Origin of the sequence: Nostoc sp. DedQUE05, assembly GCF_034530955.1 — a bacterium.
Taxonomy (GTDB): Bacteria; Cyanobacteriota; Cyanobacteriia; order Cyanobacteriales; family Nostocaceae; genus Nostoc.
Window position 1 is genome coordinate 1 of record NZ_JAVRCB010000037.1, and the last position, 12619, is coordinate 12619.

Annotated in this window: 16 protein-coding genes and 2 pseudogenes; 13 read left to right on the plus strand and 5 right to left on the minus strand. The window is 40.0% G+C overall.

Annotated elements, in window-relative coordinates:
• Positions 1 to 223: 223 nt before the first annotated feature.
• From RMZ42_RS24360 to RMZ42_RS24385, 6 genes are all read left to right on the plus strand, one after another.
• On the plus strand, positions 224 to 3154 hold the full coding sequence (locus tag RMZ42_RS24360) for an NACHT domain-containing protein (protein WP_322673833.1): 2931 nt from the start codon (positions 224 to 226) through the stop codon (positions 3152 to 3154).
• Positions 3155 to 3169: 15 nt separating this feature from the next.
• Complete coding sequence (locus RMZ42_RS24365; protein ID WP_322673834.1) at positions 3170 to 3409, plus strand: hypothetical protein; 240 nt, start codon at positions 3170 to 3172, stop codon at positions 3407 to 3409.
• Positions 3406 to 3633, plus strand: coding sequence for a type II toxin-antitoxin system HicB family antitoxin (locus RMZ42_RS24370; RefSeq protein ID WP_322673835.1), 228 nt, complete (start codon positions 3406 to 3408; stop codon positions 3631 to 3633). Before RMZ42_RS24365 ends, RMZ42_RS24370 begins: the two co-directional genes overlap by 4 nt.
• 32 nt (positions 3634 to 3665) lie before the next feature.
• Positions 3666 to 3920: a hypothetical protein gene (locus RMZ42_RS24375; protein WP_322673836.1), complete on the plus strand. Its 255-nt coding sequence runs from the start codon at positions 3666 to 3668 to the stop codon at positions 3918 to 3920.
• Between the two features lie 9 nt (positions 3921 to 3929).
• Positions 3930 to 4370 carry an HNH endonuclease signature motif containing protein gene (locus RMZ42_RS24380; RefSeq protein WP_322673837.1) on the plus strand — a complete coding sequence of 147 codons (441 nt, stop codon included), beginning with the start codon at positions 3930 to 3932 and terminating at the stop codon, positions 4368 to 4370.
• A 90-nt stretch (positions 4371 to 4460) separates the two neighbouring features.
• Complete coding sequence (locus RMZ42_RS24385) at positions 4461 to 4937, plus strand: hypothetical protein (protein ID WP_322673838.1); 477 nt, start codon at positions 4461 to 4463, stop codon at positions 4935 to 4937.
• 148 nt (positions 4938 to 5085) lie between these two features.
• Here the strand turns inward: RMZ42_RS24385 and RMZ42_RS24390 are convergent.
• The 5 genes and pseudogenes from RMZ42_RS24390 to RMZ42_RS24410 form a co-directional block, all read right to left on the minus strand.
• Positions 5086 to 5607 (minus strand): annotated as a pseudogene (locus RMZ42_RS24390) (Rpn family recombination-promoting nuclease/putative transposase); the annotation flags it as partial.
• Positions 5608 to 5635: 28 nt separating this feature from the next.
• The gene (locus RMZ42_RS24395) at positions 5636 to 6022 is read right to left on the minus strand and encodes a type II toxin-antitoxin system VapC family toxin (protein ID WP_322673839.1); all 387 of its coding nucleotides are present in this window, start codon (positions 6020 to 6022) and stop codon (positions 5636 to 5638) included.
• A complete protein-coding gene (locus tag RMZ42_RS24400; RefSeq protein ID WP_322673840.1) occupies positions 6022 to 6249 on the minus strand; it encodes a type II toxin-antitoxin system prevent-host-death family antitoxin in 228 nt (75 codons plus the stop codon). The genes RMZ42_RS24395 and RMZ42_RS24400 overlap by 1 nt, the downstream gene beginning before the upstream one ends.
• A 208-nt stretch (positions 6250 to 6457) precedes the next feature.
• Positions 6458 to 6853: pseudogene (locus tag RMZ42_RS24405) on the minus strand (WD40 repeat domain-containing protein); the annotation flags it as partial.
• The gene (locus tag RMZ42_RS24410; protein ID WP_322673842.1) at positions 6801 to 7127 is read right to left on the minus strand and encodes a 4-Cys prefix domain-containing protein; all 327 of its coding nucleotides are present in this window, start codon (positions 7125 to 7127) and stop codon (positions 6801 to 6803) included. The gene RMZ42_RS24410 and the pseudogene RMZ42_RS24405, both read right to left, overlap by 53 nt.
• A gap of 1133 nt (positions 7128 to 8260) precedes the next feature.
• Between RMZ42_RS24410 and cysE the strand changes: the two genes are divergently transcribed.
• From cysE to RMZ42_RS24445, 7 genes are all read left to right on the plus strand, one after another.
• A complete protein-coding gene (cysE, locus tag RMZ42_RS24415; RefSeq protein WP_322673843.1) occupies positions 8261 to 9001 on the plus strand; it encodes a serine O-acetyltransferase in 741 nt (246 codons plus the stop codon).
• Between the two features lie 143 nt (positions 9002 to 9144).
• Positions 9145 to 9375, plus strand: coding sequence for an Asr1405/Asl0597 family protein (locus RMZ42_RS24420; RefSeq protein ID WP_322673844.1), 231 nt, complete (start codon positions 9145 to 9147; stop codon positions 9373 to 9375).
• 302 nt (positions 9376 to 9677) lie between these two features.
• Positions 9678 to 9875 (plus strand): DUF2949 domain-containing protein, encoded by a 198-nt coding sequence (locus tag RMZ42_RS24425; protein ID WP_094349915.1) that lies wholly within the window; start codon positions 9678 to 9680, stop codon positions 9873 to 9875.
• 371 nt (positions 9876 to 10246) lie between these two features.
• Positions 10247 to 11377, plus strand: coding sequence for a homocitrate synthase (gene nifV, locus RMZ42_RS24430; RefSeq protein ID WP_322673845.1), 1131 nt, complete (start codon positions 10247 to 10249; stop codon positions 11375 to 11377).
• Positions 11367 to 11654, plus strand: coding sequence for a nitrogen fixation protein NifZ (locus RMZ42_RS24435; protein ID WP_069070441.1), 288 nt, complete (start codon positions 11367 to 11369; stop codon positions 11652 to 11654). Before nifV ends, RMZ42_RS24435 begins: the two co-directional genes overlap by 11 nt.
• On the plus strand, positions 11629 to 11832 hold the full coding sequence (nifT, locus tag RMZ42_RS24440) for a putative nitrogen fixation protein NifT (RefSeq protein ID WP_069070440.1): 204 nt from the start codon (positions 11629 to 11631) through the stop codon (positions 11830 to 11832). Before RMZ42_RS24435 ends, nifT begins: the two co-directional genes overlap by 26 nt.
• 158 nt (positions 11833 to 11990) lie before the next feature.
• The gene (locus RMZ42_RS24445) at positions 11991 to 12536 is read left to right on the plus strand and encodes a (2Fe-2S) ferredoxin domain-containing protein (protein ID WP_322673846.1); all 546 of its coding nucleotides are present in this window, start codon (positions 11991 to 11993) and stop codon (positions 12534 to 12536) included.
• Positions 12537 to 12619: the final 83 nt, after the last annotated feature.

The following is a 12619-nucleotide window of genomic DNA, read 5'->3' on the forward strand; positions in this document are numbered from 1 at the left end:
CTCTCTAATGATATTGACAAACTTCTTGCCCTTGTGGGATGAAACAGCCCTGCTTTGCAAGGGGGGATTAAGGGGGGTAATTTGACTTGTGTGTACACCGTAGCCTAAAAGGAGAGAGGTTCTTTAGATATCTGTGATATTTCTGCAATAACCCTAAAATCTGGAAACATTACACCAGCTAGTGGATATACTCGTAATCAAACTCTCAACAGAAGCGAGTATTATGCTGGACTGGTTAGCTATTTGGGGTGTAACTCAGGCCGCCGGGTTGATTTTTAAACCCATTCTGGAAGACTTAGCCAAGGATGCTGCTAAAGATTGGGCTAAAGATTTATTAAAAGGCATCCCTGGCAAGATTTTCCAGAAACTTAAGAAGGAAGACATAGAAATTGCTGCTGGGAAAGCGTTAAAGGAATTTTTGCAACTGATGCAGCAGCAGCTAAAAGTTCGTTGCAAACTTGCTGAAAATGAGATTAAAGAGTACACCAAAGACATCCAGAGATTTATCAGCGATAAGTCAGTTACAGAAATTCTTGGTCAGGCTTTTGATATTAATTGTGAATTTCTAGACGCTAAAACCCTAGAAGATAGTTGGAACAGGCTGCAATTAAAACCTCTGCCATCTAAGTTTAACTGGCAATCAATTACAGAACAGTATTTAACACAAGTCCAAGAACTTCTTTTAGATTCAAAAGATTTACACCATATCCTAGAATTACAAAAGTTATCTGATATTGAAATCAATACCAAAGAGATTGCTGGTATTATTGTAGATTTTAATTTAGTGAAATATCAAGAAGGAATCCTTGAGTGCTATGGCAATCTCAAGTTAGATAGCTTAGATACTAGCGGCTATGCCTATAACGAACTTAAATTATGGCGGATTTTTACTGCTCAAAATGTCCGAGAAACTCATCAAGTTTTACCACAAGTTCACGAACTGCCTAAAGAACATCTGAGACGGCTGCGAGAAAGTGACCAAGTAGAAGCAGTTGAATTAGAAGAATTAGAACGCCACAAACGGGTTTATTTTGAACAGCCGATCCGTTCAGTTTTGGATGTTGTCAATAAAAAGCAAGATTATAAATATATTGTGATTTTGGGCGATCCTGGTTCAGGTAAGTCTACATTGTTGCAATTTCTGGCTTTGACTTGGGCTGAGTCACCACTGGATAATGTTATATCTTTACCAATTCCCTTGCTCATTGAATTACGCACTTATATGCGGCGACGGGAAGATAAAGAGTGCAATAATTTTCTAGAATTTTTTCATCAATGTAGTGGTGCTGTTCATCATCTCAATCAGCTTGAACTAGATAAACAATTAAAAGCTGGTAATGCCTTAGTGATGTTTGATGGTTTGGATGAGGTATTTGACCCTGGTAAGCGAGAGGATGTAATTACTGATATTCATCGCTTTACTAATGAGTATCCTGATGTGCAGGTAATTGTCACTTCTCGGATTATTGGCTATAAACCGCAACGATTGCTTAATGCTGAGTTTCGCCACTTTATCTTACAAGATTTAGACTCAGAACAAATTCAGGATTTTATCTACCGTTGGCATGAGTTAACTTTTACCGATGCTGTAGATAAAGTCAGAAAACGGGAACGGCTACAAAGAGGGATTGCAGCTTCCAAATCTATTGCAGAACTGGCGGGAAATCCTCTGCTGTTGACGATGATGGCAATTCTTAATCGGAATCAAGAGCTACCAAGAGATAGAGCCGAGCTTTATAATCAAGCATCGCGGGTACTGCTGCATCAATGGGATGTGGAACGCGCTTTGATAGAAGATCAGAGGTTAGATCCCAAGACAATTGATTATAAAGATAAGCAAGCGATGCTGCGTCAGGTTGCTTATCTTATGCAAACTAGTGATAAAGGTTTGGCAGGTAATTTGATTAATGAAAATGATTTAGTAAAAGTTCTGACTGCTTATCTCAAAACTATAGAATTTGATAAACCCAGAGAAGTTGCAAAGGTGATGATTAATCAACTGCGGACTCGCAACTTTATGTTATGTTTCTTGGGTGCGGATTATTATGCTTTTGTGCATCGGACGTTTTTAGAATACTTCTGTGCTTGGGAGTTTGTCTGGCAGTTTAAAGAAACGCAAACACTGACTATTGATAAACTTAAAGATGAAGTTTTTGGCAAACACTGGCAAGATGAAAGTTGGCATGAAGTCCTGCTGCTAATTGCGGGAATGATTGAGCCTAAATTTGTTGGCGAGATTCTTGATTATTTAATACTGCAAGATGGCGAAGAGGAAAACTTCGTCAATCTCTTTTTGGCGGCTAAATGCCTTGCGGAGGTGAGAAATAGGACTGCTATTACATTAACAGCTAGTCAGTTACTAGTTAAATTAAAAGACTTACTTAATAAAGATTATCAAATAAAAGAGGTAATTGATAAGGCAGACTATCTAGATGATGACGTGGAAGACTATCTAGATGATGATATAGAAAAAAGAATAATATTTTATGATGTGATTCCAAAAGCAATTTCATCTATTGCAACTACTTGGAGAGATGATCCAGATACGTTATCCTGGCTTAAAACTTGTGCTAAAGAAGGTTATGATACCCAACAAGCAGCATTACAGGAATTAGCTAAGGGTTGGAGTCATGATTTAGAAGCCCTTAAAATCTGCGCTGAAGATATGCATCACCCAGATAGTCGAAAAAGTTTTTTAGAAAAGGTAGTAAAAGGCTTTCAAGACAGTCATGAAACTTTATCTTGGCTAAAAAATCGCGCGCAGTCTGATATTAGTTGGCTTGTGCGACAAGCAGCAATGGATGAGATTATTAAATATTGGAAATATGATCCAGGCACTTTACCTTTTATCAAAGCTCAAGCTAAGTTTGATGAATGGATTAATGTTCGACGAGCAGCACTGGAACAGTTATCTAAAGAATGGAAAGATGATCCTGATTTATTTGAGTTTTTGCATGATTGTGCTATTCTTGACCCTTTTGAACGTATAGCATTGTCTGTAAGCAATCCCCGACAAACCGCACTTGAAGCAATTATCAAGCAATTTCCTCAGCATGACCAGACTTTACCACTGTTGCGCGATCGCGCCAAAAATGACCCAGATAAGCAAGTGCGGGAATTTGCTCAGAAGAAGTTGGCACAATTAGAGAAGTAAAAGAGTTGCAAAAATATGAGTAACACAGAAGTTCGTCAGCAAATCAACCAATATTTAGATGTATTATCTTCAGAACGCTTACAACTGGTTGCTGATTTTTTAGCATATCTAGCAGATAAGGAGAGTGAAGATGCTACCCAAGAATTGCTTGATATCCCTGGATTTATTGAATCCTTTGAAAGAGGTAAAAAAGATATTGCTGAAGGTCAGGTAAAAAACTGGAGAACAATTCGTAATTATGTTTCAGAAAGATGAAATATACAATCGTGATTCAATGGTCAGAAGAAGACCAATGTTATGTGGTTTTGCTACCTGAGTTTACGCATATAATGCAGCCTTGCACTCACGGAGAGACTTACGAAGACGCTTTGAAAAATGCTCAAGAAGTTTTAGAGATGCTGATTGAATCATCTTTGACTGACGGTGAAACTCTACCAGAGCCTAAAACGCTAGGAAAGTCGTTAAAAGTAGCATTGTAAATCAGTAAAATTAAATAAAAAGAGATAATCTCATGACTACATCTGTAAATACCACCAAAGTCTACGACGAAATTATAGAGTTTATTGCTGCTGGCACCACTCCCCAAAGTGTTATCGATTTCAAACTCTCGGATGCAGCCAAAGACCGTTTAGAGGATCTCGTTTACCGCGCAAAAACTGAAGGTCTTACAGGAAGTGACCAGCGAGAGTTAGATCATTTCCTCACGCTAGAGCATATTATGAGGTTGGCAAAAGCAAAAGCTCATCAGTACATTAACCCTAAGTGAGTATTCAAAGTGTCTCGTCTATATATTAATGCAGAACTGCGGCGTTTAGTTGCCGATCGCGCCGCCCATCTATGCGAGTATTGTTTATATCCAGAATTAGACGGCTTAGGCTTTCAAGTTGACCATATAATCGACATTAAACACGGCGGCGCTACAACAGCAGATAATCTCTGTTATGCCTGTATTTTCTGTAACCTGCAAAAAGGCACGGATTTAGGCTCAATTAATTGGCAAACTGGCGAACTTGTGCGGTTCTTTAACCCACGCAGAGACTTTTGGGGCGAGCATTTTCGGCTAAATGAGGCTGTAATTCAGCATCAAACAGACATCGGTGAAGTCACCGCACGTATTCTAGATTTTAACGGCGATGAAAGGATTATAGAACGACAAGCTTTGATTGCATCTGGTCAGTATCCCTCAGCATCGGCGCTAAAACAGATAAATAAATGAGTTATGATGTGCGATCGCACTTACCAATGGGAATTCTATACTTAGCAACTATTGCTACTTCACCATTAGAACTCCGAAGGTAGATATACGATGGCCTATCAAAATATTGCAGCCACCCTTTCGCCACAAGATATCCAAGAAATTAAAGCCGCGCTACAGACAGTCCAAAAAAAGATGCCGTTTCTGATTACTCTCAGCACTGAAGAACGGCGTAAGTTAGTAAAAATGGGCGATAAAAGCCTAGCTTTTGTGAACAATAGCATTACTGCTGCTCAGTCTAACCGCGAAATTCTTCCAGCTACTTTTGACGTTGAGGAACTGGTTCAAGATTATCAATTAGCTGCTGCGCTTACCGAACTTTTAATCTCCATGCAGCAACTCACCGAACAGGTAGATGATACCCTAATGGCTGTCGGTAGTGAAGCTATGACTAGCAGTTTGACTGTTTATGATTACGTCAAGACTGCATCAAAAAAGACTCCAGGCTTAAAAACTGTCGCTGAACAGTTGGGCGAACGGTTTAAGGCTATCAAAGGTAGACCTACTAAAGCTGCGTCTGGTTCTTGAGTCTTTGATACTCATTAATGAGTCTTGGAACTCCATTAATGAGCCTTTGAACTTCATTAATGAGTCTTGGAACTCCATTAATGAGCCTTTGAACTTCATTAATGAGCCTTTGATACTCGTTAATGAGCCTTTAAACTCCATTTAGGAGTCTTGGCAGTTGCAAATTTACTGCTTGCTGGGTGCGGTTGATTAATTCCCTGGCGGTGCTAATGGCTGTATCTTCGTCTTCAATTACTAATTTTATCGTAGCAATGCCTATTGGTAAGGATGCAGTTGAGCCTAATTCATCTAAGTAAATTCTACTGATACGCTGGCTGTGGAAGAATTCTATGAAATCTTCTTTCTCACCTATATCTATATCTCTGCTGGGATAAATCACCACTCCTCGCCAAGGATTTTTGCGTCTATTTTGGCGTAAGTATAAAGAAATTTCTGATACTAAGCGTAAGTAAATCTCTGTGTCTGGTTGAAACTGAACCTCGACAAAATAAATCGGCACTTCTCGATCTTGGATAGGAAGAAATACACCATCAATTCTAAAGGCTGTTTGTTTGATTTCAACTGAAGCAAATTGATAGGTGTTGGCAGTTTCGGGAGGATTGCCAATTAGTTCAAAAAAGATGCTGGGGAATTCTTGAAATAGGCGATAAAATATGCTGTCGGTTTTCACACTTATTTTTGATCGATTAAAGTCAATATCACCAAAGTCTTGTAATTGAATAAGCATCAAATGCTGTATCTGCGCTAATAATTGGAATATTTTCTACCATTGCTTGGGCAATTAAAATTCTATCAAAGGGGTCGCGATGTTGTAAGGGTAAGGTAGTAATTACATCAATATGGTCAAGATTGATACTGAGTAAATTAAAATCATTTAATGCTATTTGTTGCTCGATAAAAGTCTTAATTGGCAAACCAAAACTTAGCTTACCAATGCTTTGTTTGATTGACATTTCCCACACACTAGCAATGCTGATGAGCTTTTCGTTATTTTGGTCTTCTATTAATAGTCTCATCTTGTCACTAAAACTTTGATGTCCTTGGAAAAACCAAATCAAAGTATGAGTATCTAGCAGTATCCGCATTACATATAATCCTGGAATTCTTCTAATGACTCATCAAAGTCTTCTGAGATTGTAATCAAATCTTTAGCGCTACCAAATAAAGGAGAGCGTTTTTTTTCTGGAATCACCGGAGTCAGTTTTACCACGGGCTGCTCATCTTTGGTAATAATAATTTCCTCGCCATTGATTGCTGCTGCGATTAATTCGTGTAAGTGTTGTGATGCTGCGTCAATCGTAATGTGTTGCATAATTATCACCATTTAATTAATTATTTTACAGCTATTTTTATAAGTTTATGCTTAGAGAAAACGGTTCAATGCGATTGAGAGCATGTCCAACTTCGGTAACAAATGTGTCTCCCATCTCGCGGCTAATATGAGCCAAGCATCTTGATTTTAGTTTAGGTTACTTTTTCTGTATCTAGCTAAATATTCAAAACTGCGAACTCAGCACTCACTACTTTAGCCGCCAAATTTTAATGGTGTTATCACCACTACCACTGACAAGGGTTTTGCCATCTGGGCTGATGGCGACGGAAATAACCTCTTCAGAATGCCCACTGAGAGTGCGAATTTGCTCTCCGGTTGCGAGATTCCACAGTTTGATGGTTTTGTCTCGACTACCACTAGCAAGGGTTTTGCCATCTGGGCTAATGGCGACGGAATTAACCCCATCAGAATGCCCACTGAGAGTGCGGATTTGCTCTTTGGTTGCGAGATTCCACAGTTTGATGGTGTTGTCACCACTACAACTGACAAGGGTTTTGCCATCTGGGCTAAAGACGACGGAAAGAACCCAGTCAGAATGCCCAGTGTTCGCGTAGCGTTCCGAAGGAAGGGTGCGGATTTGCTCTCCCGCGCTTTGCTTCTTGCTCAAATAGTTCTGTGGCTTTGTTTAGTGCTGCTGTTCCTTGTACTTGCGGTGCAAATTGCTTGATGACACAATGCTCATTGAGTTTATCTATATCTTCTGCTAAATAAGTTTTACCAAATCCCCCACCACCTAATGATTTAATCGGGCGATAGCGGTTTCTCAGCACTACCAATCCTACGCCGCAGTTTGAGCAAAACATTGTGCCATCAGGATTGGGCGGATTGTGGCAAGCTGGATTCAGGCAGCAGATCATAAACTGTGCTTCTGTGGGGAAATGTATTTATTATCGCTTAAGCACAACCCATTCTTTGTAGAAACCGCAAAATTAAAGCTTACTTTTCTGGGTTCAAGTTCTGTTTATTTTTGCCAGCGAGAATCTTCAAATTATTGAACCCGCCAATTAAAAAGAATATTCGCATTGCAGAAGAAGCAATTAGGCGGCGTGTTGAGGAAGCATATAGAAGAAAGAAAGTAAGATTCCCAAACTGTAATACTCGTTAATGAGCCTTTGAACTCCATTAATGAATATTTGATACTCGTTAATGAGCCTTTGAACTCCATTAATGAGCCTCTGAACTCCATTAATGAGCCTCTGAACTCCATTAATGCACCTTTGAACTCCATTAATGAGCCTTTGAACTCCATTAATGCACCTCTGAACTCCATTAATGCACCTCTGAACTCCATTAATGAGCCTTTGAACTCCATTAACAAATCTTCAGATACCTCGTTCCCAGTCTATGGCTGGAAATGCCTATTTGCAGCTTCTACCTCCCGAATTCGCGGCAGAGTTGCAATGAAGTACATTTCTAGGTTCTACCTGAAACCAGATTTAAATCTGGAAACGAGATTTATAAAAATTTTGGCGATCGCTATTCCCACACATCTATATAATAAGAAAACAGTCGCGATGAGCGATAACTATATTTTGAAACGTATATGTGCATACAGACAGCAAATCCTAAAAGAAAATAAAGAAACCTGTTTTTCGCCTATCCAACTAATAAGATACTAATAGTAATAGGATATACAGAAAATAGATTTGTAGCCTTATTAAATTCATGCTTGAGTACATCTGAGTACAGCTTAATATATTGCAAAATATCTTGATAAAATCTTAGCAAAGACTTACGGGTAAAGTTTCTTGTAGCGCGAACATAAATTCTTAACCCCTGCCCCAAAAATACTAGTACCCCCATCATTAAATACTAGCGCCCCTAACCCCAGACAAATTTTAACGTTATGTTAAGTCGGGGTTTCGGCGTTTGAGTACAACTTTAATCAATCCAATAAATCCAATCAGCATTGGGTTTGGTATCGAGTTGGATGTTACCTGATATAAGCATAAAAATAGCAGATGACTCAATTACCAGATAGACATTACCGATGCAACAGTCTTTAGACAGTATTAGCGATCTCCCAAGTACCAAAATGCAGGATTCTGCCCATACATCCATGTTGAAAAATTTACTCTCTGGCGTTTTTTTTGAGCCATTATTGAGTGATTTTCGCATTATCTTTGAGCGCGATCCAGCAGCACGGAATTGGCTAGAGGTGGTGTTTTGCTACCCCGGATTGCACGCACTCTGTTTGCATCGTCTTGCTCACTGGTTACATGGTCGAGGAGTGAGTTTTATCCCCCGTTTAATTTCTCACTTGGGACGATTTTTGACCGGAATTGAAATTCACCCAGGTGCAGAGATTGGTCAAGGCGTGTTTATCGACCACGGAATGGGAGTAGTCATTGGCGAAACTGCGATCGTCGGCGACTATACACTGATTTATCAGGGCGTTACCCTTGGCGGAACTGGTAAGGAAACTGGTAAGCGTCATCCCACAGTCGGCAAAAATGCAGTGATTGGGGCGGGTGCGAAAGTTTTAGGTAATCTGCAAATTGGCGATCGCGTCCGTATTGGCGCAGGTTCCGTTGTCTTGCAGAATGTCCCCAGCGATCGCACTGTTGTGGGAATTCCCGGTCGAATTATTTCTCGCAACGAAAGCGCCAGCCTTTCTCCTTTAGAACATGGAAAGCTACCCGATGTGGAAGCAACCGTGATTCGTTCTTTGCTCTCGCGCATTGAAGAACTCGAAAAACAACTGCAAACTTTACAAGTCAAGAGTCATTAGTCATTGGGCATTGGGCATTGGGCATTGGGCATTGGGCATTGGGCATTGGTCATTAGCAAAGGACAAAGGACAACTGACAAATGACAACTGACAAATGACAACTGACAAAGGACAACTGACAAAGGACAAAAGACAAAAGACAAATGACAAATCACGTTTTGCAGATTCCTTTGAGCGATCGCTGGCGAATCTATTACCGTTTGCAAGAGTTAAAAATTAATTGCTCTTGTCCCCCTGATGGTTCTTTACGAGTGCAAGTGAACAATTTGCTTGAAGTAATTCTAATTCGTAGCACAGTTATGCAACTTCTCGCTTCTCGTCACGAATTATTAGAATGGCTAGAGCGTTGCTGGCATTACAGTGATGAGTCATGATTATTTCAAAAAGACCTAATTTAGGCACGATTAATCTTGAATTCATGACGCAAGTACTGGACTTCATCGTTTTTGTTCATAGATGCACAAAGCTCAAATAGGTTTAGAGTTTGAAGCTACTGTCCGCTAGCAGAATTTATTGCAGACTGAGATGGATTAGATGAGGTTTAGATTTTGTTGGGTCTACTAAATCTGAAACTTCCCTGACATATAGCAACAATTAAAAAGGCGAAATTCCCAAATATAAATTGGAATTCCTAATTTTTAACCTTTTCCCAAATTAAGAAATTGAAAGTTCAATTATGGCGACTCGGAACAGAGATATAAAACTCCTCAATTTTTTGCACAATGAACTTGAACTTTCAAATGCCGATATTGCTGTAGCTCTGCGACACCGTGAATTAGAAAATGGCCCGTTACCGATGCTCCTCTGGCAGTATGGTTTCGTTGACTTGGAGCAGCTAGGAAAAATTTTTGATTGGCTAGCAGACCAAAGTTAGCGAATTTGCACCTCTTAACGTTGAGTACCATTACCTGCCTAAATTACACCAAAATGCACTAGAAAAGATGAGGTTACGAAGATGATTACATCCTTAATTGCTGGCTTCTGTGTATTACTTTGTTCGGGGTTTGCTAATAGTTATATTAGTTCATTGCTACTCGAAGACATTTCAACTGACATCGGTGAAAACGATTAGTAATTTATACATTCTTTTAGTTCCCTGTCATACAGATGTGATGCTAATAATCGGGCAATAATTAAGGATCATGTATCCTACATTATGAATTGTGATATTTTTAGCATTTACCATCACGAGGGATTGTAGAGGGAAAGGATATTAAGAATACTTCCAAGAGAGGGATATTTGCAATGAATCAAATCATAATTAATGACACTACATTACGTGATGGCGAACAAGCAGCAGGTGTTGCCTTTACTCTACAAGAAAAAGTAGCGATCGCGAAGTTTCTCGATGCTATTGGTATACCGGAATTAGAAGTGGGTATACCGGCAATGGGCGACGAAGAAACCCGTGCGATCGTCGCAATTTCTAACTTGGGTTTACAAGCAAAACTCTTGGGCTGGAACCGCGCTGTCATCTCAGATATCAAGGCTTCCATCGCCTGTGGTTTGAACCGGGTGCATATTGCCATTCCCGTCTCTGGTATCCAAATTGCCACTAAATTTCATGGTCAGTGGCGAGTAAGTTTGCAAAAACTCAAAGACTCAATCCACTTCGCCCTCGACCAAGGTCTTTGGGTAGCAGTCGGCGGAGAAGATTCTTCCAGGGCTGATGAAAACTTCCTCTTAGATGTAGCACTTTATGCCCAAGAATGGGGTGCATCACGCTTCCGCTTCTGCGACACTGTAGGAGTTCTCGACCCCTTCACCACCTATACTAAAGTCCAAAGGCTGGTTTCAGCGTTGACGATTCCCCTAGAAATCCACACGCATAATGATTTTGGTCTGGCAACTGCTAACGCTCTTGCGGGTATCAAAGCCGGAGCCTCATCAGTAAATACCACAGTTAACGGATTGGGTGAACGGGCAGGAAATGCAGCATTAGAAGAAGTTGTCATGGCGATTAAACGCATCTACGGCGTTAATTTGGGCATTGATACACCCAGTTTGCTGGAACTGTCTCAACTAGTTGCAGCCGCATCCGGTGCTAGCGTACCACCTTGGAAAGCGATCGTTGGCGAAAACACCTTTGCTCACGAATCTGGCATCCATGCTCACGGGGTACTACAAAATCCCATCACCTACGAACCATTTGCACCGGAAGAGGTGGGTTGGGAACGGCGTTTAGTAGTAGGAAAACATTCTGGACGGCATTTAGTTGCTAACTTACTAGAACAGCATGGAATTTTCTTAAACCCCCAAGAAACCCAATCTGTTTTAGACGCAGTGCGCCATCAATCGGTACAGAAAAAACGCAGTTTGACGACAGAAGAATTGTTGAATTTGGTCAGAGAACAGAGGTACTCTCATGCAACGTGATGAATTAGAACTAAACTTGCCACCCGCTTTTGAAATTGGTGAAAAAGTCAGAGTTCGTAAACTGCTAAAAAACGATGGTACCTTTCCCGGTAAGGAAGTCGGCCAAGTTTTAGTTAATAAGGGAGATATCGGTTACATAGCGAGTATAGGCACATATTTGCAGACTTCCTATATATATGCTGTGCATTTCTTAGAAACAGGGTTTGTCGTCGGCTGCAAGAAAAAAGAACTAGAATCGGTTGAGGAGTCTCATGAAAGTAATGCTACGGATGAATGATGCCGGCACTTTAGTAGTTTACGTTGCTAAAAAAGACCTTGAAGAAGAAGTCGTCAAACAAACCGATGGAAATGATGGCAAGATTCTCACCCTAGCAAATGGTTGGGAATTAGAATTTCGTGAATTGCCAGACACAGCAAATTTACCTCAAACAGTAGAAGCTAAACGCCTAGCTTAAAAACAGTTAGGAGTTAAGAGTTATGAGTTGGAAGTTAAGAGTTATCAGTTAAGAGTTATGAATTATTAACTCTTAGCTCCTCATTTTTAACTCCTCACTCCTAACTCCTCACTCCTAACTCTTCGCTTTAACTCCCCACTCCTAACTTTTTATCAATCATGGGTAACAAATATTTGACGTTATCAGAATTGAACCTTGAGGGACAGTTACTAGGTTTTGTTGGTGGTGAACCAGGAAAATATAAATACTTGCAATTGGCAGTTCCATCTGGAAATGTAGATATTAAACTGCCTAAAGAGTTGCGCTGTTTACTAAGTTCATCCTTAGTTCCTGGTCAGCAACTTCGCATTTGTGGTCATAGTAAGATAGACTCGCGCACAAGTAAAATTAAAATTAAAGCCTATAAGGTGACACCAATTGATGCGTGTCCAAAACAAGATTTACCACCTCAAACCAAAGCGAGGATTATGGTATGTCAAAAGGGCGGTTGCCTGAAACGTGGTGGTAAAGGGTTATTATCAGAATTAGAAAAAACTTTGTGCGATCGCGGTTTGTTAGACAAAGTTACCATTGAACATACAAGTTGCCAAAAATGCTGTGGTAGCGCTCCCAACTGTGTTTTACAGCTTGGTAAAAAGAAATACAAGAATATTCATCCTGACGCGATCGCATCTTTGCTAGAAAGTCATTTAACTTCAGAGTAATAAACTTCTCTAGCTATTCTTAAAATAATACATAAATTTGTAGGGGTAAAATTTTTACCCCTATTTTTTGTTTGTATAGTATA

Coding starts and splice junctions, on each gene's coding strand:
- RMZ42_RS24360 (WP_322673833.1), top strand. CDS start 224: ATGCTGGACTGGTTAGCTATTTGGGGTGTAACTCAGGCCGCCGGGTTG.
- RMZ42_RS24365 (WP_322673834.1), top strand. CDS start 3,170: ATGAGTAACACAGAAGTTCGTCAGCAAATCAACCAATATTTAGATGTA.
- RMZ42_RS24370 (WP_322673835.1), top strand. CDS start 3,406: ATGAAATATACAATCGTGATTCAATGGTCAGAAGAAGACCAATGTTAT.
- RMZ42_RS24375 (WP_322673836.1), top strand. CDS start 3,666: ATGACTACATCTGTAAATACCACCAAAGTCTACGACGAAATTATAGAG.
- RMZ42_RS24385 (WP_322673838.1), top strand. CDS start 4,461: ATGGCCTATCAAAATATTGCAGCCACCCTTTCGCCACAAGATATCCAA.
- RMZ42_RS24395 (WP_322673839.1), bottom strand. CDS start 6,022: ATGCGGATACTGCTAGATACTCATACTTTGATTTGGTTTTTCCAAGGA.
- RMZ42_RS24400 (WP_322673840.1), bottom strand. CDS start 6,249: ATGCAACACATTACGATTGACGCAGCATCACAACACTTACACGAATTA.
- RMZ42_RS24410 (WP_322673842.1), bottom strand. CDS start 7,127: ATGATCTGCTGCCTGAATCCAGCTTGCCACAATCCGCCCAATCCTGAT.
- cysE (WP_322673843.1), top strand. CDS start 8,261: ATGCAACAGTCTTTAGACAGTATTAGCGATCTCCCAAGTACCAAAATG.
- RMZ42_RS24420 (WP_322673844.1), top strand. CDS start 9,145: ATGACAAATCACGTTTTGCAGATTCCTTTGAGCGATCGCTGGCGAATC.
- RMZ42_RS24425 (WP_094349915.1), top strand. CDS start 9,678: ATGGCGACTCGGAACAGAGATATAAAACTCCTCAATTTTTTGCACAAT.
- nifV (WP_322673845.1), top strand. CDS start 10,247: ATGAATCAAATCATAATTAATGACACTACATTACGTGATGGCGAACAA.
- RMZ42_RS24435 (WP_069070441.1), top strand. CDS start 11,367: ATGCAACGTGATGAATTAGAACTAAACTTGCCACCCGCTTTTGAAATT.
- nifT (WP_069070440.1), top strand. CDS start 11,629: ATGAAAGTAATGCTACGGATGAATGATGCCGGCACTTTAGTAGTTTAC.
- RMZ42_RS24445 (WP_322673846.1), top strand. CDS start 11,991: ATGGGTAACAAATATTTGACGTTATCAGAATTGAACCTTGAGGGACAG.